This window comes from Enterococcus villorum (genome assembly GCF_007990225.1).
Classification (GTDB): Bacteria; Bacillota; Bacilli; order Lactobacillales; family Enterococcaceae; genus Enterococcus_B; species Enterococcus_B villorum.
On record NZ_BJWF01000011.1, the window covers coordinates 1 to 22,618 of the forward strand.

A 22,618-nucleotide genomic window follows, 5' to 3' on the forward strand; every position below is an offset into this window, starting at 1 on the left:
TGAATAGGTTGTGAACAGCATGGGCTGCTTCAAGAATTAAGAGCGAAAATGAGAAAATAGCTTCCCATATTTTTGCATTTTCGCTCTTAATTCCGCAGAAGCAATGCTGTGAACACCGTAAAAAAGGTTGTGAAAAGAGCGTTTTGTCCTGAGTAATAAGGATGAAAATCTCGAAATATTTTCTCATATTTTGAGATTTTTTGACTTATTACCGAAGGACAGCTCTTTGAACACCGTCTATCCGTATTTAGATCACAAATTAATTTCCTTACTTTCTATATCCTTACCAAGCGGCCGCTCCTGCTGTACCTCTTGCTGCTGCTTGTTCTTTTACTTCTGCAATAAATGCTGTCCAACCTACCTCTAAAATCGCATCAATACCACCAGACAACGCAACAGTTACAGCGCCAATCACAGCAAGCACTGTTTAATACCGTTGTTACAATACCAGTCGCAATACCTTGAGAAATGTTAAACTTACTAGCTACTTGTAAAAGATTCATTCTATTTTCCTCCTAATTCTTTTTTTGTCGTATTTTTTTAGTGACAATGTATAAGGCGAGATAGATGAAGATGCAAATGATAATCCTCGTTATGCTATATTCCGTGAAACCAAATTTATGAATAAAAAAGAATAAGACAAGTAAATTTAGGACCACAAATATTACTTTAGAAATCATTCTGACACCTCCTATACATATCCCACTTCCATCGCCAGCATTTGGCTATTTTCTAGTGGAATTTATTCGCTATACGCCATCTATTCCACCTATATGTTTCCACCAACCACCTGGGACAGGAATGATAAAGTATAAACCATGATACATATGATTCACCTCCAACCTATAATGTCTATAGAATAAACAAAAATAAATGTTTTAGGAAATTATGTGAACAAATGTACCATAATTATTTTTTTAAACGTGTAATTATCCTTCTTTGTAAGTCTAGCATAAAATGTTTTTCTTTTCACTAAGTCATTTTCATCACTTATTTTATTCTCACACAACTACTTTGTTTTATTCATTTGGGAACATTATTTGATTTGTTTTCTAGCATTAAAAAATCCCTTTCTAGCCTTACACTGACAGGGATAGAATTTAAAAAAATAGAACAGATCATAGATAATATGCTCATTTAAATTTATGTTCTAGATCCATTTTTTATGTTTTTTTCTTATTTATTTTTATAGTTACTCATACTCATTTGTTAACAAACAAATTTTATAACAAAAAAATAGAAAAGGATTTTATGTGACAATCAGCATGAAACATTTCGTCATTTTTCCTAATTTTCTCGTCTTATATTTTTTGCAAAAGAGAGACCATTTCTATTAATCCTTGCGCCGCTTCGCTTCCTTTATTCCCAGCTTTTGTTCCTGCTCGTTCAATGGCTTGCTCAATCGTTTCGGTAGTTAAAACACCAAACATAATAGGAATGTTTGATTCTAAGTTAATATGCGCCACTCCTTTAGCTACTTCGTTTGACACTAATTCATAATGAGTGGTAGCGCCTCGGATGACTGTGCCTAACGTAATAATGCCATCATACTTCTTTGCCTCCACTAGTTTTTTAGTGATAAAAGGAATTTCAAACGCTCCTGGTACCCAATAAATATCAATTTGTTCTTTTTTTACCCCATGTCTTGTCAAATTATCCAAAGCACCTTGCAATAGTTTTTGATTAATAAATTCATTAAACCGAGCAATCACTATCCCTACTCGCATCTCTTTTAGGCAGTAGTTTCCTTCAAAAATCGTCATCTTTTTCTCTCCTTTTTAAACTGATAAATAATGATGGAACTTCTCTTTTTTGGTTTTTAAATAGGCTTGATTTTCCTCTTGGGGAGATATTTCTATTGGGATACGCTCTACGATTCGAATCCCAGCTTCTTGAAGTTCATTTATTTTTTCTGGATTATTGGTTATTAAACGGATAGCGTTGGCACCGATTGATTTTAGTACATCGGCCGCAAACTGATACTCCCGTTCGTCAGGTGAAAAGCCTAATTCAACATTTGCTTGATAGGTATCAAAGCCAGCTTCTTGAAGTTGATAAGCTTTTAATTTGTTTTTCAAACCGATTCCCCGCCCTTCTTGACGCAAGTAAAGGATCGCTCCAGTTCCTTCTTCTTCTATCATTCTCATTGCTTCTTGCAATTGTTCACCACAGTCACAACGATGAGAACCAAACACATCACCTGTCAAACATTCTGAATGAATACGAACTAGTAAAGGTTGGGAATTATTTTGAATGTCGCCTTTTGTTAATAATAGGTGTTCAAGCTTTTCATTTTCTTCATAAATTGTCAAATAAAAATCGCCATAGGCTGTTGGCAAATGAACTGTCATCTGCTCCTTTTTTGCTAAAAATTTAGCTAACTCGTCAATAGTAATTAATGGCAATTCCCATTGTTCAGATAATTGAATTAGATCAGTCATACGAGCCATGGTGCCATCTTCTTTAAGAATTTCACAGATATAAGCTGCCTCTACACTATTGGCAATCTTGGCTAAGTCAACAGCAGCTTCTGTGTGCCCTCTTCGCTTAAGCGTTCCGCCATTAACAGCCAACAGTGGAAAGAGATGACCGGGTCTAAGAAAATCATTTGCTACTGCCTCAGGATTAGCTAGTTCTTTAATCGTTAACGCACGATCATATGCAGAAATACCAGTTGACGTATTTTTATGATCTACACTAATCGTAAAGGCGGTTCCAAAAGTATCGGTATTGTTTTTAGTCATCTCTTCTAATGACAATTGATACGCAATCTTTTCAGATATCGGTGCACAAATCAATCCTCTACCATATTTAGTCATAAAATTAACGGCTTCTGGTGTCACAAATTCTGCTAAACCCACAAGATCGCCTTCTGCTTCTCGATCTTCATCATCAGCGACAATGATTAAACCACCATTTTTAAGTTTTTTGATGGCATCCATTATTTTTTTCATAGCAAGTCTTTCTCCTTATACATCTGAAATTTATTTTCTTGTGCTTTTACATATTTTCCGATCATATCTGTTTCGATATTGACAAAATCACCTACAGATAAACTCCCTAAATTAGTTAGACTTTTTGAATGGGGAATCAAACTTACTGAAAAATATGAAGCAGTCGTTTCTGTCACGGTTAAGCTGACGCCATTGATCGTTATTGAACCTTGAGGAATAATTTCACCTGCGTGTTTCGGAGGATAAGCAAACGTCAAGACTAATGCATTTTGATTTTCTTTTCTTTTTACCACTCTTGTCACCGTATCAATATGCCCCGAAACAAAGTGGCCTTCAAACCGTTGTGTTCCCCTCATTGCTCGTTCTAGATTCACTAAATTTCCAATTTTGGCAGTAGCAAAAGTCGTTCGCTTAAATGTTTCAGGCATTATTTCTGCTTTAAACAAGTGATTAGAAACTTCAATCGCTGTTAGACAAACGCCATTAACCGCCATACTATCACCAATTTTATAATCTTGTAATAACTTATTAGAAGCATGAAAAGTTAGTTGGATCATTTGCTTATTACGCTGAATCTCTTTGATTACACCTTTTTCTGCTATTAGTCCTGTAAACATGGCATCCGTTTCCCCCTCACACGAATATCTTTTCCAATCTGCTTGACTTCCACAAATTCTAGGAGCTGTTCCTGTAAAACAAAACGGTCACTATTGAAGGCTGTCGGGCTATTTCCTCCAAATAGTTTGGGGGCAATGTAACTTATTAATTCATCCCATAGATTTTCTGCTAAAAATGCATCATGAATTTTGGGTCCACCTTCAATATACAAAGATTGTATCCCTTCTTTTTTCAGCGTTTCGATAAAGAAATCAAAGGAAAAGTTTGGTGTATAAATCATTTTTACGTGTTGAGGTAAATTCTGATAATTGGCATTTTCGGTAAATATCCATACCGGGCTATGTGTCTCTTGAAAGATATGAAGCTCTGGTCTTTCTTGTACTCGTCCTCTACGATCTAAAATAATTCGCACAGGTAAAAAGGCTGTTTGTGGTATCGGTAAAAGACTTGGATTATCAATTAGTACGGTTTCACTTCCTACAACAATTCCTTGATAATCCCCTCTTTCTTTTCGAACACTAGAAATTGCTGCTTTTCCAGTTACTGAATACCTGTATCCATTTTTCAATGATACTTTTCCATCTAGTGAAAGTGCTTGTTTGAGAACAATATACGGACGGTTATTTTCAAAAAAATAATTATAATGAGGATTTAATTGTCTGCATTTTTCTTGTTCAACCCCCACAGTGACCTTTATGCCATGTGCTTCTAAAAATGCTTTTCCCTTTCCCGATACTAAAGGATTAGGATCAAGTTGTCCGATGATTACCTCTTTTATACCAGAATCAATAATTGCTTGCGTACAAGGAGGCTGTTTCCCACGATGGTTACAAGGTTCAAGCGTCACATATAAGATTGAATTAAAAAGTTCTTCGGGAGATTTACAGTTATTTATGGCATTTACTTCGGCGTGGGCCTTGCCGAAATATAAATGTGCACCTAATGAAATCAGTTTTCCATCTTTTACAATTGCAGCTCCTACTAAAGGATTTTTAAAGGTATTCCCTTTTCCTTTTTTCGCTTCCTCTATCGCAGCTAGCATAAAAGTATGGTGCATAGTTATCTCCTCCCTTCAATGAAAAATGCCCTGTGAATTTAATCACAGGGCATAACTAAACAAGCTTAAAAAAACGTTTTCAACAACAAAACGATCTTACATTAGCTTTTCTTCTCCCATCCAGACTTTAACTGTCGGCGCCAGAGTTGCACTGGCTCAACCACGATAACGTGGGTCACGGACTTCGAGTAAACTCGTCACCGTCGGTCGGGAATTACACCCTGCCCCGAAGAAATATTCAATTCGACTAGAGTATATTCTTAATAATTAATAGTGTCAACCACAAGAATATAAAAATTACAACACGTACTCCAATCCTATAGCAAACCAAAAATTCATTAAGCTCATTGAAAGAACTCATTTATTTACAAAATAAAAAATTGACTATCTATTAATAAAATAACTAAATAAAATGATTTTATCCCATCAAGAAATGACTTTTTTATCTTCTTATACTATGTTTACATAAAAAAACAAATTTATACAAAATAAAAATTTCTGCACCTTTTTTATATCTATTGAATCATTAATCTTTCATTATTTTATTGACTTCACACTGCGATTATCCGCAATTTTTACTTTTTTTTGTTGGTAAAAAAAGATTAAATTTTGTATTTCTCTTGATTTAGGGTAAATAGAAATGCCAAATATTGGTATATTGAATTGTTTGTTTAACATCGTATTAGAAACGATACAATCATACTTTTCTTTATGAACCAGTTGTTCTGTCACTAAGGGCGTAGAGTTTACGACAAAACGATAACGACCACCTAAATACAACTCTAGTTTTTCAATAATATAACTCGCATACTCTTTTGAATTTGTGACAATTAAAGCGCTAATTTGTTTACTCATTTCAATTTTTTTTAATAGAGCAGGCCAGCAAACTAATAGGACTGTAACTAATTTTCGACTAAATTCATCATTATTCATTTGTTTTAATAAGTTTCTTTGTTGGTTTTGAATGACGTAATTTTTCAATCCTACTTGTATAATTTCTATTTCTGGAAGTATTTGTTTTAAAAATTGATGATGTTTATCATACAAAACGAAGGATAAATTTTCCACGTAATCTTTCTCGCTGATCACTTTGTCTATGACTTCTTGGCGGGTGTGACACGCAACTTGATAGCTCATTTCTAAATAATCAATGAACACACAGACCGTTTCCACTAACTGTTTATTTTGTTGATATTCTTGTCTATTTTTCTCCGAACTCAAAATAGAGCGAACAAATGGTTGTTCAAAAAGAAGTTTTTCTAGATATTCGTTATTATCTTTTACATCTTTTTGTGAGAAATTTGTTGCTTTATCGTTTGTTTCAACAGAAAAAGACTTATTTTGATCACTTTCAAGAAATTGTTTTTCATTTTCTAGTTGATACAGCTGAGATGCAGTAAAAAATAAAAGTTGATCATGTTCTCTATGTCCGAGTTTAGCTATTAATTCTTGAAGTTGGTTTTTTTCTATGTATGTAGAAAGTAACTGGCGAGCTTTTTTACAAATTTCTTCAGAAAAAGCTTCTTCCAAAGAGATATACTTTTCTAGAAGTAAATGAATCGTTAACTTCTCAATCATCTGCTTTTCTCCCGTCAGTCAAATTAATCCTCTAATTCTTAAGTGATAATGCTTTAACACAAGATTGATTCGATTGACCATTCGCCGCAACGTACTTTCCGAAATAAATAATTGTTCAGCTAATTCTAAGTAATTTGTGTACCTATTTAATAAAATTGATTCTAAAAAATGATATTCAATTGATTCATTCATGATCGTACGATAAACATATTCTTCCGTCACATGTGGTGCGATCTCTGCATATACACCACTTTCTCGATCCGTGTGTATCTTAATTTCTTTTGCATATGAATCAATATCTATCAAGTCATTCCTCAATGTTTTTGAAGAACAATTCAATTGATGTTCTAACTCTTGAAATCGATATGTTTCTCCTTCAAAAAGTAGCTTTAGTAGAAGTAATTGTCGTTTCATTTTTTTGGATAAAATATCTAACATTTACTTCCTCCTCTCTTCAACAACTGTAACAAGAATATTCCAATATCTTTCATCTGTTTAATTGCTTCTACTATTCATTTTAAAGAAATTTTTTAGCTACTTAGAATTTTTTTTTCAAAAAATCAGTAAAAATGGGTATGAAAAATAACGAGAGGGCGCATTTGTTTATCTTAAATAATTATTTTTTATTTTGTAATTAATTAATAATAACAAATATTAAAAAGAAATAGTTTTTATAAATGTAAAAAATAACTAAGGAAACATTCGAAAATTTTATCTTACATATTGAATTATCTATGTAAAAACAATGTTAAACCAAGGATGTTTTCTACTTTATTTTTTATTCATTTAAAACTATACTATCCTTAAAGCACACAATGAATAACAAAAATACATTAAAAATGTTATATATTATACCATTTTTTAAGTCAAAAAAATAATTTTGCCTTAAAAGAGCTTTTTTACATCATAACTGTTTAAAAGGAGTGTAAAAATGAAAAAAACGATTATTATTATCAGTATTTTTTTAGGGTTAATTGTTTTATTTTTTGTTGTGGATTTTTTGACATCTCCTATACGAGACGTTACTTCAAAAGCTGAAATGAAAATCGATAATGAAACAAAAATGGAGTATGTTCCAACTGAAGATGAATTATTGAAATTAGAGGGCGATCAACTTCAATTTTTAGGATTTTATGAAGTGGTTTCTATCAGTTTCGACGATCAACCACATATCACCTTGCTCAATGATAATAATGAAGAAATCAATTTTTCCATCTCTATATTAGATAAACAAAAAAAGACTTTTTCTATTCCTGCCATCCAATTCTCTCCCCAAAATCTGCAATTGACCGATTCATTTGGTTTAGCAAAAAAATCAGCTAAGTATTTTGCTTATAAGAGAAATCACCCCCTCGCAGGTGCGACTCATACCACTAACTAAAAAGACATACCCAGCAGGGGTATATCGTTTTAGTTTTTATTCCAATACGATCACCTTATTTACCACACATTTTTTGACAAAGAAAACAATCAACGCCTTGATTATTCTATTAGATAAAATTGAATAAAAACATTTCTCTTCACTAACTATTGCTCTTCTATTTAAATTCCTCTAATTAGCTATAATATCTTCCAATCGTTATGATGTTATTTAAAAACAATAAAATAACAGCTGAGGTAAAATAAAAAGTTATTTTTTTATTAGGTAGTTGTGCTCTCTATTTATTACACATATTTCCTTTAATATTTATGCACGAAATATGTATACGGTAGTTCTGGAATGTTTTTAGTTCTCTATTTATCTAAGTTTTCCACAGTGGAAAACTTAGATTTTTTAAAATGTTTAGTATCCTCGTTCGATTACTCGAATTATTTTAAATAAACAAACACCCAAACTCTCAAATATATTCGAAGAGTTTGGGTGTAAACTTTCCATGCATCTTTTTATTTTCTTAGCGCCACAAAAAATGGAGCCAATAAGGTCAACACAATAACCAAGAAACCACATTGCTGTCGGTCTAAATAGATAAGTATCGTTACAATGCTTGTAGTCATTCCTATATTCAATTTTTTCTTGTCCATCATAAGCATCCCTCTTTGAGTACTATTTTCCTCTAGAAGTTCGACTATTTTTTTAACTTTTTGTTATATTTCTCTTAATTTACACTAGACAATTTAATTGTTAACTGCCATATTGAGATTCAATTTTACGACTTGGTATTAGCCAACCCAACAAAATCACCCCATTGGTAATCAACACAGCTAGCGGAGTAATCAAATATCCTAAAACGATCCCTAAGACATTTAAACCAATCGACCAATAAGATTTTCGATAATTCCCTAACAACTCTTTTATATTTTTTTTTGTTGGTTGGATCAGAGTGAACCAATTCTCTTGCTAAAAGATAATAAGCAATGTTGGCTCCTAGGGTCACTACCCCATACGTAATTTCTGGTACTAGACTATGGCTGTATTCGCTAATCCAAGAAGTAGCAAAAGGAAACAACGACAACGCAAAAATAAAAAAACTATTTGCCCATATAACTCGCCCGTTCACCTTACGAACGACTTGAAACATATGATGATGATTATTCCAATAAATTCCTAAGGTAAAGAAACTAACAATGTAAATCAAAAAACGATAACCTAATGCTGTTAAGGCTTGCCACGTGTCTGCTTCAGGTTTGTGAAGCTCTAAAACTAAGATTGTCATGATAATTGCTATAACTGCATCTGTAAATGCCTCTAAACGATTTTTTGGCATACTTTGGCCTCCTTTTCTGACTTATTGTAGTAAATAAATAGAAAAAAAAGCAACTAAATCAGTCTATAGTTGGATGAAACGACTATTTGAAATTGCTATACTTAACAAAACAAAGCTTTTTAAACCTTTATTTTCTCTATTTTAAGGAAAATATTATTAAGTATATTTTGATCACGTGTATAAAAAAGAAATGGAGGGATTTCCATGCGTCAAAGAAATACTTTTTTGAATCTATTCATGTTGGTTATGTTATTGATTGTAGCAAGTTTTGTCATTAGTTTATTTATCGGTGTTGTAAGCAGTATCTTATGGTTTGCAATCAAATTATTGATTCCTTTAGCTATTGTGATCTGGTTGATTCGTACAATTTCTGGAGCAAACCGATACCATCATAGAAGAAATTACTAATAGATTGTGTATAATAAAAAAGCAGACGATATCGTAAACAAACGATATCTAATCTGCTTTTTATTTGCTGCTCAAAAATGATATATCATTTGAAATTAACCTAAAGCTACGTCAAGAACCATCATGAGGATAAATCCTAACATCACCCCGAAAACAGCAAAATGACGTTTACTTGATAATGTTTGTTGCGCCTCAGGTATCAATTCTTCTACCACTACATAAATCATGGCACCCGCTGCAAAAGCCAGTGCATAAGGTAATAAAGTAGTTACTCTTGTTACAAGGATCGCACCAATGACGCCTGCAATCGGTTCGACAATACCTGAAGCCTGTCCATAAACAAAAGCTTTCTTTCGACTCAAACCCTCTTGTCTTAAAGGAATAGAGACTGCAGCTCCTTCTGGGAAATTTTGGATACCAATCCCTAACGAAACAGAAACAGCAGCCAAAACAGCCGCTGTTGGGTTATCGGCTGATGTTGCCGCACCAAATGCCACCCCAACAGCTAATCCTTCGGGAATATTGTGTAAAGTAATCGAAAACACTAATAAAATGGTTCGTTTTAAATGGGACGGTAGTCCTTCTGTTTCGTGTTTTGGTCCAAAATGCATATGGGGAAGTGTCTTATCTGCTATATAAAGAAATAAACCTCCCAAGCCAAAACCAATACTCACAACGAGCCAAGCAATATCTCCGTTTTCTTCTGCTTTCGTAATGGCGGGATCTAACAAAGACCAAAAACTAGCAGCAATCATCACGCCCGATGCAAAACCCAGCATTAAATTCAGTACTTCTTTCTTAATTTCTTTAAAGAAAAATACCAAGCCAGCTCCAAAAGCTGTCATAAAATAAGTAAAAGCGGTCCCTGTCAATGCTTGTTGCCACGGTTCCAACTTTAATAGCCACTCAGCCATGACTTCCTCCTTTCATACCTTCAATTATTACTCTAGCATATTGAAAAAACCATGACTACTATTTTTGTGAAAAAGCGAATTAGTTGGGATTTAAACGGGGAAGCACTATACTTTAATTAATAAATACTATTTATAGAACAATAAAGGAGTGGAGAAGATGTCAACAATTAACGCGGGTATTGCTATGGTAAAAGTAATGGAAAGTTGGGGAATCGATCACATTTATGGGATTCCTGGAGGTTCATTTAACTCCATCATGGATGCTTTATACCATGAAAAAGATCGAATAAAATACATCCAAGTTCGTCATGAAGAAGTCGGTGCACTCGCTGCAGCTGCCGATGCGAAGTTAACAGGAAAAGTTGGCGCTGTATTTGGTTCTGCTGGACCTGGTGCCACTCATCTGATTAATGGACTTTATGATGCGCAAATGGATCATGTACCAGTAGTAGCTTTACTTGGTCAGGTAGCTTCTACTGCTATGAACTATAATTCTTTTCAAGAATTAAACGAAAACCCAATTTTTGCTGATGTAAGTGTTTATAATCGCACCGTGATGACTGCTCAAAGCTTGCCCCACGTTGTTGACGAAGCAATTAAAGCCGCCTACGAATATAAAGGAGTTGCTATTGTGACAATTCCGGTTGATCTAGGTTTTGAAGAGATCGAAGAAGAACCCATATCGACTGCATCTACGCATAAAACAGGCGTGATTTTACCAGATGAGAAAGACCTACTAGCAGCTATTCCTTTTATTGAAAAAGCAACTAAACCGGTACTTTACATTGGTCAAGGAGCACGTAATGGTTTTACACAAATCAAGAAATTTACTGAGCATTTTTCTATGCCTGTCGTAGCCTCCGTTTTAGCTAAAGGAATTATTCCAGACGATTATAAAAACTTTCTTGGTTTTGCTGGACGTGTTGCCACAAAACCAGCCAATGAAGCTTTAGCAATAGCGGATCTTATTTTATTTGTGGGTAGCGATTTTCCATTTGGCCGTGCCTTCTTTAATCCCGATGCAGAATTTATCCAAGTCGATATTGATGCTTCAAAATTTGGCCGAAGACACACGCCTTCTCTGACTATTTTAGGCGATGCAAATACAACTTTAGAAAAATTAACCTCACTTGGGCAACCTCGCCCTGAAGATCGTTGGTATTTGGCTAACCAAGAAAATAAAGAAAAATGGGTTAACTGGTTACACTCTTTTGAAGATCGAAAAGACAAACCACTCCGTCCAGAAGCTGTATACAAAGAAATCAATCGTATTGCAGAAGAAGATGCCATTTTTGTAACAGATGTTGGGAACACAACGATCCACTCTATTCGTTTATTGAACATGAATGGCCAACAAAAACATACAACGTCTGGATGGTTTGCAACAATGGGAAATGGTATCCCAGGAGGAATTGCTGCACAATTAAGCTTCCCTGAAAAGCAAGTTTTTACCTTAAGCGGTGACGGCGGTTTTGCAATGGTTATGCAAGATATCATTACACAAGTAAAATACCAACTTCCTATTATTAATGTTGTTTTCTCCAATTCTTCATTTGGCTTTATCGAAGCAGAACAAGAAGATACCGAACAAAAGAAATTTGGTGTACTTTTAGAAGATGCTGATTTTGGAAAAGCTAGTGAAGCACTAGGCGCTGATAGTTTTACCATTACCGATTATCATCAATTACGCCCTGCTTTTGATGCAGCAAAACGATCCAATCGTCCAGTGGTTATTGATGTTAAAATTGGTAATAAACGTCCTCTACCTGTAGAAGATCTCCATCTAGATCCAAGTAAATATACAGTTGAAGACATCAAACAATTCAAAGAAAAATATGAAGTACATGATTTACCTGTATTAAATGAATTATATGAAAATAAAAATTAAACGTTTTTTTATGTAATAAAGCACATTGTTCCATAAATAAGTATAGATAAAAAAGCAACCAGAAGGACATGGTTGCTTTTTATCTCTTTTTTTTTATTTATCTAAAAGCATAAACAATATGATTAATCCCAAAAATCATAAAGTAAAAACCAACAAGAAAACTTAAAGTTAAAGCAGAAGAAATAGGATTAAATAATAACATGATGCCTAGCAAAATACCTAAAATATTTATAACTACTGTAAACCAATAATAGCCTGTACTGATACCTTTAGCCAAATCAGCTGTAAACAAAGCCAATACAGAATCTGCAATAAACCAGATGGCAAAGACAAATGGTAAAGCTATGACCCCAGCACCAATATTAAATAAAAAGAAAATCCCTATTAAAATATCAATAATCCCAATAACCAAAGGCATTTTCCCTTTATACCCAGTTAATTCTTTCATACAATTGCGAAGAAATAATTCAAAAATCCCCTTTAAAAATGCAAAAATAGCAAATACAAGTACAATCGCTACTAGATTCCCTACAGGATCTTGAAAAGACATAAGAGAAACAAAGACAAATAAAATCCCTAAAAGTAATGATCCCCAATCCACCGTTTTTCTTTCATTCATTATTATCCCAGCTTTCATTTTAATCTATTATTCATAGTAACGCTCTATTTAAATAACGTCAAAATATATGCTGATATGAAAAATCAGTCTGACGTAGGCTATATTTAAAAAAAAATGATTGATCATTTAATAAAAAATTTACTCACTTTACTTTCAACATTCCCTTCGCTAGATAGAAAAAGCGAGTCATTTTAAAATTTCCATAGATATTTCATTATCATAGTAAATTCTTTTTGTTTTATAGGTTCTTTAACTATTTTTTTTTACGGTGTTTCACGTGAAACACAAAGAATTATCGATTGCCTTGAAACTTTCTTCTTTCCCCTATATAATGCTAGAAGACTTGTTAAATACTATAAAAATAAAGTGAGGAAAAAAATTGATTACTGTAAATGATGTAAGTTTGCACTTTTCAGACCGCAAACTATTTGATGATGTTAATATTAAATTTACTCCAGGAAATTGCTATGGCTTAATAGGTGCAAATGGTGCAGGTAAATCAACGTTCCTTAAAGTTTTATCTGGAGATTTGCAACCTTCAACTGGAACTGTCTCAATGGGACCAGACGAACGGATGGCCGTTTTAAAACAAAATCACTATGACTACGAAGAATATACGGTTTTAGAAACTGTTATTATGGGACACAAACGTCTTTATGAAGTAATGAAAGAAAAAGATGCCATTTATATGAAAGAAGATTTTACAGACGAAGATGGCATTCGTGCGGCAGAACTAGAAGGAGAATTTGCTGAATTAAATGGCTGGGAAGCAGAACCGGAAGCTGCTGTTTTACTACAAGGATTAAACATTCCAGAAGAATTGCATCATCAATTAATGAGTGAACTGACTGGTGGACAAAAAGTAAAAGTACTTTTAGCACAAACATTATTTGGTAAACCAGATGTTTTACTTCTTGACGAACCAACGAATGGATTAGATATTCAGTCAATCAATTGGTTGGAAGAATTTTTAATCGAATTTGAAAATACTGTTATTGTTGTTTCTCATGACCGTCATTTCTTAAATAAAGTATGTACCCATATGGCAGATTTAGATTTTGGTAAAATCAAGTTATATGTTGGCAACTATGATTTTTGGTTAGAATCTAGCCAATTAGCTGCAAAATTGCAAGCCAATGCAAATGCAAAAAAAGAAGAACAAATCAAAGAGTTACAAGAATTTATTGCTCGTTTTAGCGCAAATGCTTCAAAATCTAAACAAGCAACTTCTCGTAAAAAAATGCTTGAAAAAATTACCTTAGACGATATTCAACCTTCTTCACGTCGTTATCCGTTTGTTGGATTTAAACCAGAACGTGAAATTGGGAATGATCTTTTACAAGTAGAAAATGTGAGTGTAACGATTGATGGTAAGAAAATATTAAATGATATATCATTTAACTTAAACAAAGAAGATAAAGTTGCTTTTGTCGCTGAAAATGATATTACAACAACCACATTATTTAAAGTCATCATGGGCGAAATCACTCCTGACACTGGTACGGTTCGATGGGGTGTTACAACCAGTAATTCTTATTTACCAAAAGATACAACGAAAGAATTTGAAAATGATTTAACAATTTTGGATTGGTTGCGTCAATATGCAAGTAAAGAAGAAGATGACAATACCTTTTTACGAAGTTTCTTAGGACGAATGCTCTTTTCTGGTGAAGAGGTGTTGAAGCCAGTCAATGTTCTATCTGGTGGAGAAAAAGTGCGTTGTATGCTTTCTAAAATGATGCTTTCTAAAGCCAATGTCTTAGTTCTAGACGATCCTACCAATCATTTAGACTTAGAATCTATTACTGCATTGAACGATGGATTAATGGCATTTACCGGCTCTATTCTTTTTGCTTCTCACGATCACCAATTTATCCAAACCCTTGCAAACCGCATTATTGCCGTTTCTGATAAAGGGGTAATTGATCGTGCAGATACAACCTATGATGAATTCTTAGAAAATAAAGATATTCAAAAACAACTGAATGAACTGTAGAATTAGAAAAAAACTTTTTAGGAACACCTATAAAAAGAAAAAGCACGACTAGATCGTACTCCTCAATTTTTTTAATGTGAAGTGAAAACGTAGCAACAGCAAATAAAAAATCCTGAAACATCTTTATGTTTTGGGATTTTTTGTTTTAAATCTCAAAGACACCTCCTAGCAAAAGATAATTTTTTTATAGACATCTATTGAATTTGAGAAAATTAGTAAGTAGTCTCCTCAATCCTTCTTCTTTTTTATTATTGATCTCTTTATTTTCATGGATAAATACGCTATAATAGAAACTGAAAAAAGGAGTTGCGTCAACAACCCCTTTGATCAGTAACCAGTGCCGTTAAAGACGGTAGCTTTATTTTAGATTGCTATACCATCTAAAAACTTCGCTAAAGTGTGTTTAGATGGTTATTTTTTTTGGTCTTTTTTGTCTATTATCTGCAACACCAATGTCGCAAAGGCGAGCATCAGTTGTAAAGATTCAAATACAGACAACTTTATTCCTTTCTAGGGATAAAGCGTATAACCATAAGCATCACCTCTTATTTAAGAGATTAGCTACCATCTTTTACACCCACCAATTACTGATAATTATTGTATCAAAATTTAGTCATTCATACTATAGACAATAACTTAAAATTTAAATAATTTTGTTATTTTATATTCGTGAAAAAGAGATGTTCAGAGAAAAAATATTTTTCTTTGAACATCCCTTTTTTAAAAGTTTATTTTCTTCAATGGATAGTCCACGCCATTTTATCGAGTAACCCCCATTGAAAAAATGGCAATACAACCATAACCCGTGTGACTAGCGATAGTAGGACCTAAAGGATATAATTTGACTTCTTTCATTTTAATATTTTCTTCTAGTAATTGTTTTGTTTTTTCGGCGCTTTCTAAGTCTCCTGCATAAGCAATATAGACTGTTTGTTCTAATGGCGCCACAATCGTTTTGACAGTTTCTTCAACAATTTTTTGAATCGATTTATTTCTTCCTCTTACTTTACCAATGTTTGTCAATCGACCTTCTTTATCAACTGTAATGATTGGTTTTACATTTAAAATACTCCCCAATGTAGCACTTGTCTTGGAAATACGGCCTCCACGTTCAAGATGCTTTAAATCATCGACCGTTACCCAGGAATGCACTTTTAAATAATTTTTTTCTAACCATTCCCATAATTCTTCGATCGTCTTTCCTTCATTTTTTAAGCGGACAGCTTCTAATACTAACAATCCTTCGCCTATACTCGCAGCTTTCGTATCAAATACTTGTATTTGAGGATCTGGATATTCTTCTTTCAATATTTCTACCGCTTGTAAGGCGCTATTATAGGAGCCACTTAAACCACTTGAAAAGGCAATATACAAGATAGGGACTTGTTTTTCAACATAGGGACGGAAAAACTCTAAATATTGCCCTACATTAATTTGTGAAGTCGTTGGTGTCGCTCCGTTTTTTAATTGTGCTATGTAATGATCATAATTAAATGTTTTTCCAAGATCATCTACTAGTTCTTGTCCCTCTAATTGAAGCTTCATTGATAAATACTCGACATTTGCTGTTTGTAATACTTGGTAAGGCAAATCACAGCATGAATCTGTTACGATTTGATACACAAACTTCAACCCCTTTAACGTTTCATTTTAACTCTGCTCCCTATTATAGCAAATCTATGACATACAAAATAACATTAACTATTTAAATAGGCCTTTTGCTCTCTGATATCACGGAGACATTCATAAGTTTTTGCCATCCCTGTTCTACTATTTGCGAGAAAAAACGCCGAAACTAACCAAAATTTTAACCCAAATTTCGTAGTTTCGACGCTTTTATTCCTCATTGTATAAGAACTTTTGATTCTTTCAGCAAATTCGTTCATTCTTAAAATTAAAGAATGTCCTGTTTAACGAAGTTAGCTGTAAAGTCTATATTTGTGCCCAGACGCTTTCTAAGATGTTTGTTTGTGTTCTGTCAGGCCCTACTGAAAATGTGGAGATGCGTACACCTACAAGCTCAGAAATACGTCTTACATAGTTACGTGCATTTTCTGGCAATTCAGAAAGTGTCTTGCATTTCGTAATATCTTCAGACCATCCAGGTAGTTCTTCATATACTGGTTTACAACGTTTCAATTCTTTCAAACTTGCTGGGTAATGATAAATCAGCTCACCATCTAGTTCATAGGCCGTACAAATTTTTACTGTTTCTAATCCGCTTAATACATCAATCGAATTAAGAGATAAATTTGTAATACCTGATACACGTTTTGAATGGCGCATAACAACCGTATCAAACCATCCAACTCGTCGTGGACGACCTGTTGTTGTGCCATATTCACGACCTACTTCACGTATTTGTTGCCCTGTTTCATCAAATAATTCTGTAGGGAACGGGCCATCTCCAACACGAGAAGTATAAGCTTTACATACTCCGACGACTTTATTAATTTTAGATGGACCAACGCCACTACCAATTGTTACACCACCTGCTACTGGATTGGAAGAAGTAACAAATGGATATGTCCCTTGGTCGATATCCAACATAACGCCTTGAGCACCTTCAAAAAGGACACGTTTTCCAGCATCTAATGCGTCATTTAAAATGACAGATGTATCTGTTACATATTGCTTGATTTGTTGACCGTATTCGTAATATTCCTCAAAAATTGAATCAAAATCAATTGGTTCAGAGTCAAACATTTTTACAAATTGGCGGTTTTTATCATCTAAGTTTAAACGTAGGCGCTCTTCAAAAATTTCTTTGTCTAATAAGTCAGCAATTCTTATACCTACACGAGCAGCTTTATCCATGTAGGCTGGTCCGATCCCTTTGATCGTTGTGCCGATTTTATTTTCGCCTTTTGCGTCTTCTTGTAATTGATCCAATTTAATGTGATAAGGTAAAATGACATGCGCACGATCAGAAATACGTAAATTGTCAGTAGTCACACCTTTTTCATGTAAATAAGCAAGCTCTTTGACTAATGATTTTGGATTGACTACCACACCATTACCAATCACACTAATTTTATCTTTATAGAAAATCCCCGAAGGAATCAAATGCAGTTTATAAGTAACACCGTTGAATTTGATTGTGTGTCCTGCATTGTCGCCACCTTGGTACCGTGCGATCACCTCAGCATTTTCACTAAGAAAGTCAGTAATTTTTCCTTTTCCTTCGTCGCCCCATTGTGTACCTACTACTACTACAGATGACATCTGAACACCTCGTTTTAATATTATTTAATCCTGAATTATTGTAACAATAACCAATCTTTTATTCAACTAAAATCGAATGATATTTTTATTTTTTTTATAAAAGCGTTTGAAAAGCGAACAATAAACGTATAAAAAAGAACTTACTAATTTCTCTACCTATAGATGAGATGAGAGCTATTTCAAACTCGTAATTTGAGCTTAGAACAACCTTTTATCTGATTTATTTCACTATTTTGGAGAAAAAAATAAAGGCTTCCTTGCCTTTTTATAGCCATGTTGTTAATTTCTTTCAGTTTATTACAGCAAATACTAGTATCTTAGGCTTTCACTCCATCATAAACAAAAAGAATACGATTATGTATAAACAAAGAGACCTTCAAAAAGGTCTCTAAAATAGTCTCTTCTTAGTATTCTTCTCTCGGTGACAAGGAAGAAAATTTATTGTATTCCTTGATAAAAAGTAACTCAACTGTGCCTCGAGCACCACTACGGTTTTTTTCAATGATTACTTCAATAACATTGTCATTTTTCGGCTCATTGTCTTCATTGTCTTCGCCGCCTTCTCGTTCATAATAATCGTCCCGATATAAGAAAGCAACGATATCTGCATCTTGCTCAATTGACCCTGATTCACGGATATCACTTAAGACAGGACGTTTATCTTGCCGTTGTTCGACTCCCCGAGAAAGCTGAGACAGCGCAATAACAGGGACTTTTAATTCTTTCGCTAGTTTCTTTAATTGACGAGAAATATCTGAAACTTCTTGTTGACGGTTTTCTCTACCGTTTCCTTCAATCAGTTGCAAATAATCAATTAAAATTAACCCAAGATTTCCCTTTTCCTGTGCTAGTTTCCGACATTTTGCTCGGATTTCAGAAATTTTTATCCCTGGAGTATCATCAATAAAAATATTTGCTCTTGATAAACTTCCCATCGCAACGATCAAATTTGACCATTCTTCTTCGGAAAGTTGTCCCGTACGTAAATGACTTGCTTCGATAGATCCTTCTGCACAAAGCATCCGATTAACCAGTGATTCTGCCCCCATTTCCAAACTAAAAATAGCGACTGAACGGTCCGTTTTCGTACCCACGTTTTGAGCAATATTTAATGCAAAGGCTGTTTTCCCTACCGCAGGACGAGCCGCCAGAATAATCAATTCTTCTGGTTGGAAACCCGCTGTCATTTTATCTAAACCTTGATAACCAGTAGGAAGACCTGTAATTTCCTCATTGTTTTGAGCTAACTGGTCAATATTTTCAATGGTCGAATTTAGGACTTCTGCAATTGATAAAAAGCCACTGCGGTTTCTTTTTTCAGATACTTCTAAAATACTGCGTTCAGCATCATCTAAAATAGTTTGAACTTCTTCCCCTTGCTCGAAACCTTTCGTCACGATGCCTGTCGCAGTTTGAATCAATGTACGAAGCAATGATTTTTCTTCGACGATTTTCGCATAGTAAACAATATTAGCCGCAGTCGGTACAGCTAAAGCTAAATCTGAAAGATAACTTAATCCACCCGCATCTTCTAATAAATTGGCTTGTTCCAAACGATCTTTTACCGTCACGACATCAATGGCTTCATTTCGGTCATTTAACTCGATCATTGTTTCGAAAATAATTTGATGCCCCCGACGATAAAAATCTTTCGGTTCTATGTACTCCATGGCATCAATGATCGTTTCAGCATCTAGAAAAACAGACCCTAAAACCGCTTGTTCAGCTTCAATATTTTGCGGTGGTATTCGATCCTGCCACACTTCATTCATCTATCTCGCTCCTTGTCTTCAATTGCTTTATTTTACAAGAAAATCGCGAAAAAGTCACTTTAAAAAAGTGAGTTTAATAGTTGTTTATCTTCTGAAAACAAGAAAAGAGACCATTCTTTCCAAGAATAAGTATAGAAAATACACACTTTGATTCATAAAAAAATTAAATTAGCAAAAAATTTGAGAAAGAAAAACCATTGATAAAATGAATAGCTATAAAAAGTAGTTCAGTTAAGTTATTCCTTACGTCAGTACCAAACAAGCTATGTGTTCAATAGATGTTGCTATAATCCAAGAGGAAAAAAGGGGAAATGAAATTTATATTGTTCATTTTTTTTCGTTTTTGTAAAATAATGGACCACTTATGATTACTTAACCCTCTATACTATTAATTGTGCTAGAATCGATTTCAGAAAATATTTTCTAATCTACACAAAAAATTTTTAGGAGGTAGTTTATCATGAAAAAAAAGGAACTCATTGCTATTTTATTCTCTTTTCTAACTTTATTTGGGGCTGTAGTACCAGGAGTAACACAAATCGTTTATGCTGCTGAGGAAACTGCTATTAGCACATCAACTGAAACTCATTTTCAACTAGCTCAAGTCACGATTGTCGAATCTAATGAATTATACAAAGCTTTTGTGAAAGAAGTGAATCGTCCAGAAATCAAACAACAGTTACTGAATCAGCCAAACTCAGAAGAAACAAAAAATTTGATCCAGTCACTTATCCTAAAATATGATGGAGCTGAGGTCCGCTATGCTTATGGAAACAATAATTTCGCACGAGGACTTTATGATACTACGGGATGGTCAGAAAAATTTGTTAATGGTGGGATTAATGACTACGCGACTAGTAAGACAGGATTAGCTAATTTAAGAGATTATTTAGGATTTTGTGCTGCAGGTCTAGCAGTAAATGGCGCTGGATACGGTGCATTAATTGGTGGTGTTATCGGTGCTGTAGTGGGGACTATTATTGGTGCTGGAGTATTAGCAAAACGTTGCGAACAAGGACAAAGTGATGTAAAATCAATGATTAACAAAGGTAGATCGAATGGAGGAGTGCGTATGACTTTATCAGCAGAATTTCCTATCTGTAGTTTAACGTCACAAACGCAGTGCGCTATATGAGACTAGGAACCCTATTGATTTATTCAACCGTTCTTGTGGTGGTATTACTATTTTTGAAATATCGCAAAAAAAAATAATCAAAGTTACATGATAGAAAAACATGCTAAGGCAAGTGAGAGATTGGTGAAAACTCCCACTTGCCTTAGTATGTTTTTTCATTTTTAAATAATTGTAATTCACAACTTTTGTGTTCATCTTTATACTTAAAAAGTGTTATTTTAATAATCTATTAAACAAATTTTGAATCTCCACTATGATTTACGTACTTATAAATATAGTTTGGGTTATTCCACTTAATATACAATTGTTATTTTAAAGTTAAGATAAATTTAAAAATGTTATATAAAAGCCTACTAAAATAAAATTTATCCTATAAAAATTTTCTTAGAAAATATTTTACTCATTATTTTTACGTTATTGTTTGTTGTTTTTATTTTTCTATATTATTATACTTAGAAAAGGAGTGAGTAGTTATGAGGAAAAAAATATTGTTATTTTTAAAATTTTTTTCGTTTTACTTATTGTCCTACTGAGTGGTTGTAAGTCTGCTAATCAAAAGAAAATAGAAAATGCTGAATTAAACCAAGTAACAAATGGTGGTACCCTTCAAAGTAGAGGTACTTACAAATTAAAAGTTGGCACGCTTCAAATTTTCAAAGAAATTCAATTATCTAAAAATATTAATCAAGATCCTGCTAAACTTGCTACATCCGATAGCGAAAAGGAACAAATAAAAAAATTGTTAGCAAATGATTTTACTAAAGAAGATAATAAACCTGAACAAAACGAATTATTTCAAACATATAATAAAAAAATAAAAAACTGCTATGCTCAAATCGATGAAGAAAATAAAAAAACACAGGAAAATAATGGAGAACATTTACGATTTTCTGTGCAATTTATTTAAAATTTATATTTTTCAAAGCGAGTAAACACCTATAAAATAAGGAAAATATGTATTTTTTTAGAGAATTTTTTTTGCGTATTTAAATGTCCGAATGCTAAATAGTAATAGTAAGTGGGATTAATTTATTTTTTTTAATATAAATTAGTCTTTTAGTTAAAAAACTATATTTAATTATTAAAAAAAACAGTATAATTACATATCATAAAAGGGAAAAGAGGGCTTGAATAACGTGATCTGCTTCAAGAATTAAGAATGAAAAATTGAAAATAGCTTTTCATATTTTTAATTTTTCATTCTTAATTCCGTAGAAGAAATGCTGTGAACACCATTTACATATATTTAAAGCGTGGAGTAAAAGTATGCTTTACTTTTGCCCCACGCTCTTCGTTTTATTCTTGTACCACATGCACTTTGATTGTAGCAGTTACTTCATGATGCAATTTTACTGGCACATTTGTATACCCTAATGTACGAATAGGATTATTCAATTCAATTTTACGTTTGTCTAATTTGATTTTGTATTGCTTATTTAAACCTTCTGCGATTTGTTTTGATGGAATTGAACCAAATAAACGACTATCTTCACCAGCTTTTGCTTTTAATTCAACCACGGTATCTTCTTTTTCTAAGAAATCTTTTAATTTTTTTGCTTCTTCTAAGATTTCAGCTTCTTGTTTTTCTTGCGCCTTTTTTTGTCCTGCTAACTGGCTAATACTACTTTTAGTTGCTTCTTTTGCTAAATTATTTTTTAATAAATAATTTTGTGCATAACCAGTTGGTACTTCTTTTATGTCGCCTTTTTTTCCTTTACCTTTTACATCTTGTAAAAAAATGACTTTCAT

The 22,618-nt window shown here is 33.4% G+C and carries 19 protein-coding genes, 1 pseudogene and 1 riboswitch; of the genes and pseudogenes, 6 read left to right on the forward strand and 14 right to left on the reverse strand.

Features of this window, described 5'->3' with window-relative positions:
• Positions 1-283: 283 nt before the first annotated feature.
• The 7 genes from EVI01_RS13845 to EVI01_RS05925 all read right to left on the reverse strand — a co-directional run bounded on the left by EVI01_RS13845 (position 284) and on the right by EVI01_RS05925 (position 6,645).
• Positions 284-424 carry a circular bacteriocin, circularin A/uberolysin family gene (locus EVI01_RS13845; protein ID WP_208595918.1) on the reverse strand — a complete coding sequence of 47 codons (141 nt, stop codon included), beginning with the start codon at positions 422-424 and terminating at the stop codon, positions 284-286.
• Between the two features lie 877 nt (positions 425-1,301).
• A complete protein-coding gene (ribH, locus tag EVI01_RS05900; protein ID WP_010750839.1) occupies positions 1,302-1,763 on the reverse strand; it encodes a 6,7-dimethyl-8-ribityllumazine synthase in 462 nt (153 codons plus the stop codon).
• A 15-nt stretch (positions 1,764-1,778) separates the two neighbouring features.
• Positions 1,779-2,954: a bifunctional 3,4-dihydroxy-2-butanone-4-phosphate synthase/GTP cyclohydrolase II gene (locus tag EVI01_RS05905; protein ID WP_010750840.1), complete on the reverse strand. Its 1,176-nt coding sequence runs from the start codon at positions 2,952-2,954 to the stop codon at positions 1,779-1,781.
• Entirely contained in the window at positions 2,951-3,571 is a 621-nt protein-coding gene (locus tag EVI01_RS05910; protein ID WP_146811572.1) for a riboflavin synthase, read from the reverse strand. The genes EVI01_RS05905 and EVI01_RS05910 overlap by 4 nt, the downstream gene beginning before the upstream one ends.
• Positions 3,556-4,629 (reverse strand): bifunctional diaminohydroxyphosphoribosylaminopyrimidine deaminase/5-amino-6-(5-phosphoribosylamino)uracil reductase RibD, encoded by a 1,074-nt coding sequence (ribD, locus tag EVI01_RS05915; RefSeq protein ID WP_010750843.1) that lies wholly within the window; start codon positions 4,627-4,629, stop codon positions 3,556-3,558. Before ribD ends, EVI01_RS05910 begins: the two co-directional genes overlap by 16 nt.
• Positions 4,630-4,733: 104 nt before the next feature.
• A riboswitch (FMN riboswitch) is annotated at positions 4,734-4,867 on the reverse strand.
• A gap of 299 nt (positions 4,868-5,166) precedes the next feature.
• Positions 5,167-6,207 (reverse strand): hypothetical protein, encoded by a 1,041-nt coding sequence (locus EVI01_RS05920; RefSeq protein ID WP_010750844.1) that lies wholly within the window; start codon positions 6,205-6,207, stop codon positions 5,167-5,169.
• 18 nt (positions 6,208-6,225) lie between these two features.
• Positions 6,226-6,645 carry a helix-turn-helix domain-containing protein gene (locus EVI01_RS05925; protein WP_010750845.1) on the reverse strand — a complete coding sequence of 140 codons (420 nt, stop codon included), beginning with the start codon at positions 6,643-6,645 and terminating at the stop codon, positions 6,226-6,228.
• A gap of 493 nt (positions 6,646-7,138) precedes the next feature.
• Here EVI01_RS05925 and EVI01_RS05930 point away from each other — a divergent pair, with 493 nt between their 5' ends.
• Positions 7,139-7,588, forward strand: coding sequence for a hypothetical protein (locus EVI01_RS05930; protein ID WP_010750846.1), 450 nt, complete (start codon positions 7,139-7,141; stop codon positions 7,586-7,588).
• Between the two features lie 741 nt (positions 7,589-8,329).
• Here the strand turns inward: EVI01_RS05930 and EVI01_RS05935 are convergent.
• A pseudogene (locus EVI01_RS05935) lies at positions 8,330-8,912 on the reverse strand (TMEM175 family protein).
• A 204-nt stretch (positions 8,913-9,116) separates the two neighbouring features.
• Here EVI01_RS05935 and EVI01_RS05940 point away from each other — a divergent pair.
• A complete protein-coding gene (locus tag EVI01_RS05940) occupies positions 9,117-9,320 on the forward strand; it encodes a hypothetical protein (protein ID WP_010750849.1) in 204 nt (67 codons plus the stop codon).
• 95 nt (positions 9,321-9,415) lie between these two features.
• Here EVI01_RS05940 and EVI01_RS05945 read toward each other — a convergent pair whose 3' ends face one another.
• Positions 9,416-10,234, reverse strand: a complete 819-nt coding sequence (locus EVI01_RS05945; protein ID WP_010750850.1) for a ZIP family metal transporter — start codon at positions 10,232-10,234, stop codon at positions 9,416-9,418.
• 157 nt (positions 10,235-10,391) lie between these two features.
• Between EVI01_RS05945 and spxB the strand changes: the two genes are divergently transcribed.
• A complete protein-coding gene (spxB, locus tag EVI01_RS05950) occupies positions 10,392-12,122 on the forward strand; it encodes a pyruvate oxidase (protein WP_010750851.1) in 1,731 nt (576 codons plus the stop codon).
• 97 nt (positions 12,123-12,219) lie between these two features.
• Here spxB and EVI01_RS05955 read toward each other — a convergent pair whose 3' ends face one another.
• Positions 12,220-12,741: an HdeD family acid-resistance protein gene (locus tag EVI01_RS05955; RefSeq protein ID WP_010750852.1), complete on the reverse strand. Its 522-nt coding sequence runs from the start codon at positions 12,739-12,741 to the stop codon at positions 12,220-12,222.
• A 379-nt stretch (positions 12,742-13,120) separates the two neighbouring features.
• On the opposite strand from EVI01_RS05955, the gene EVI01_RS05960 reads away from it, so the two are divergent.
• The gene (locus EVI01_RS05960) at positions 13,121-14,737 is read left to right on the forward strand and encodes an ABC-F family ATP-binding cassette domain-containing protein (RefSeq protein ID WP_010750853.1); all 1,617 of its coding nucleotides are present in this window, start codon (positions 13,121-13,123) and stop codon (positions 14,735-14,737) included.
• A gap of 759 nt (positions 14,738-15,496) precedes the next feature.
• Here the strand turns inward: EVI01_RS05960 and EVI01_RS05965 are convergent.
• The 3 genes from EVI01_RS05965 to dnaB form a co-directional block, all read right to left on the reverse strand.
• Positions 15,497-16,360, reverse strand: a complete 864-nt coding sequence (locus EVI01_RS05965; protein WP_010750854.1) for a DegV family protein — start codon at positions 16,358-16,360, stop codon at positions 15,497-15,499.
• A 309-nt stretch (positions 16,361-16,669) separates the two neighbouring features.
• Complete coding sequence (locus EVI01_RS05970) at positions 16,670-17,962, reverse strand: adenylosuccinate synthase (protein ID WP_010750855.1); 1,293 nt, start codon at positions 17,960-17,962, stop codon at positions 16,670-16,672.
• Positions 17,963-18,366: 404 nt separating this feature from the next.
• Positions 18,367-19,734 carry a replicative DNA helicase gene (dnaB, locus tag EVI01_RS05975; RefSeq protein ID WP_010750856.1) on the reverse strand — a complete coding sequence of 456 codons (1,368 nt, stop codon included), beginning with the start codon at positions 19,732-19,734 and terminating at the stop codon, positions 18,367-18,369.
• Positions 19,735-20,194: 460 nt separating this feature from the next.
• On the opposite strand from dnaB, the gene EVI01_RS05980 reads away from it, so the two are divergent.
• Entirely contained in the window at positions 20,195-20,869 is a 675-nt protein-coding gene (locus EVI01_RS05980) for a glycine zipper family protein (RefSeq protein ID WP_010750857.1), read from the forward strand.
• Between the two features lie 463 nt (positions 20,870-21,332).
• Entirely contained in the window at positions 21,333-21,776 is a 444-nt protein-coding gene (locus EVI01_RS05985; RefSeq protein ID WP_010750858.1) for a hypothetical protein, read from the forward strand.
• Between the two features lie 389 nt (positions 21,777-22,165).
• Here the strand turns inward: EVI01_RS05985 and rplI are convergent, their stop codons facing one another.
• Positions 22,166-22,618 (reverse strand): 50S ribosomal protein L9, encoded by a 453-nt coding sequence (gene rplI / locus EVI01_RS05990; RefSeq protein WP_010750859.1) that lies wholly within the window; start codon positions 22,616-22,618, stop codon positions 22,166-22,168.

Coding starts and splice junctions, on each gene's coding strand:
- EVI01_RS05940 (WP_010750849.1), top strand. CDS start 9,117: ATGCGTCAAAGAAATACTTTTTTGAATCTATTCATGTTGGTTATGTTA.
- EVI01_RS05955 (WP_010750852.1), bottom strand. CDS start 12,741: ATGAATGAAAGAAAAACGGTGGATTGGGGATCATTACTTTTAGGGATT.
- ribH (WP_010750839.1), bottom strand. CDS start 1,763: ATGACGATTTTTGAAGGAAACTACTGCCTAAAAGAGATGCGAGTAGGG.
- EVI01_RS05920 (WP_010750844.1), bottom strand. CDS start 6,207: ATGATTGAGAAGTTAACGATTCATTTACTTCTAGAAAAGTATATCTCT.
- ribD (WP_010750843.1), bottom strand. CDS start 4,629: ATGCACCATACTTTTATGCTAGCTGCGATAGAGGAAGCGAAAAAAGGA.
- EVI01_RS05925 (WP_010750845.1), bottom strand. CDS start 6,645: ATGTTAGATATTTTATCCAAAAAAATGAAACGACAATTACTTCTACTA.
- rplI (WP_010750859.1), bottom strand. CDS start 22,618: ATGAAAGTCATTTTTTTACAAGATGTAAAAGGTAAAGGAAAAAAAGGC.
- EVI01_RS05910 (WP_146811572.1), bottom strand. CDS start 3,571: ATGTTTACAGGACTAATAGCAGAAAAAGGTGTAATCAAAGAGATTCAG.
- EVI01_RS05945 (WP_010750850.1), bottom strand. CDS start 10,234: ATGGCTGAGTGGCTATTAAAGTTGGAACCGTGGCAACAAGCATTGACA.
- EVI01_RS05930 (WP_010750846.1), top strand. CDS start 7,139: ATGAAAAAAACGATTATTATTATCAGTATTTTTTTAGGGTTAATTGTT.
- EVI01_RS05980 (WP_010750857.1), top strand. CDS start 20,195: ATGAAAAAAAAGGAACTCATTGCTATTTTATTCTCTTTTCTAACTTTA.
- spxB (WP_010750851.1), top strand. CDS start 10,392: ATGTCAACAATTAACGCGGGTATTGCTATGGTAAAAGTAATGGAAAGT.
- dnaB (WP_010750856.1), bottom strand. CDS start 19,734: ATGAATGAAGTGTGGCAGGATCGAATACCACCGCAAAATATTGAAGCT.
- EVI01_RS05970 (WP_010750855.1), bottom strand. CDS start 17,962: ATGTCATCTGTAGTAGTAGTAGGTACACAATGGGGCGACGAAGGAAAA.
- EVI01_RS05905 (WP_010750840.1), bottom strand. CDS start 2,954: ATGAAAAAAATAATGGATGCCATCAAAAAACTTAAAAATGGTGGTTTA.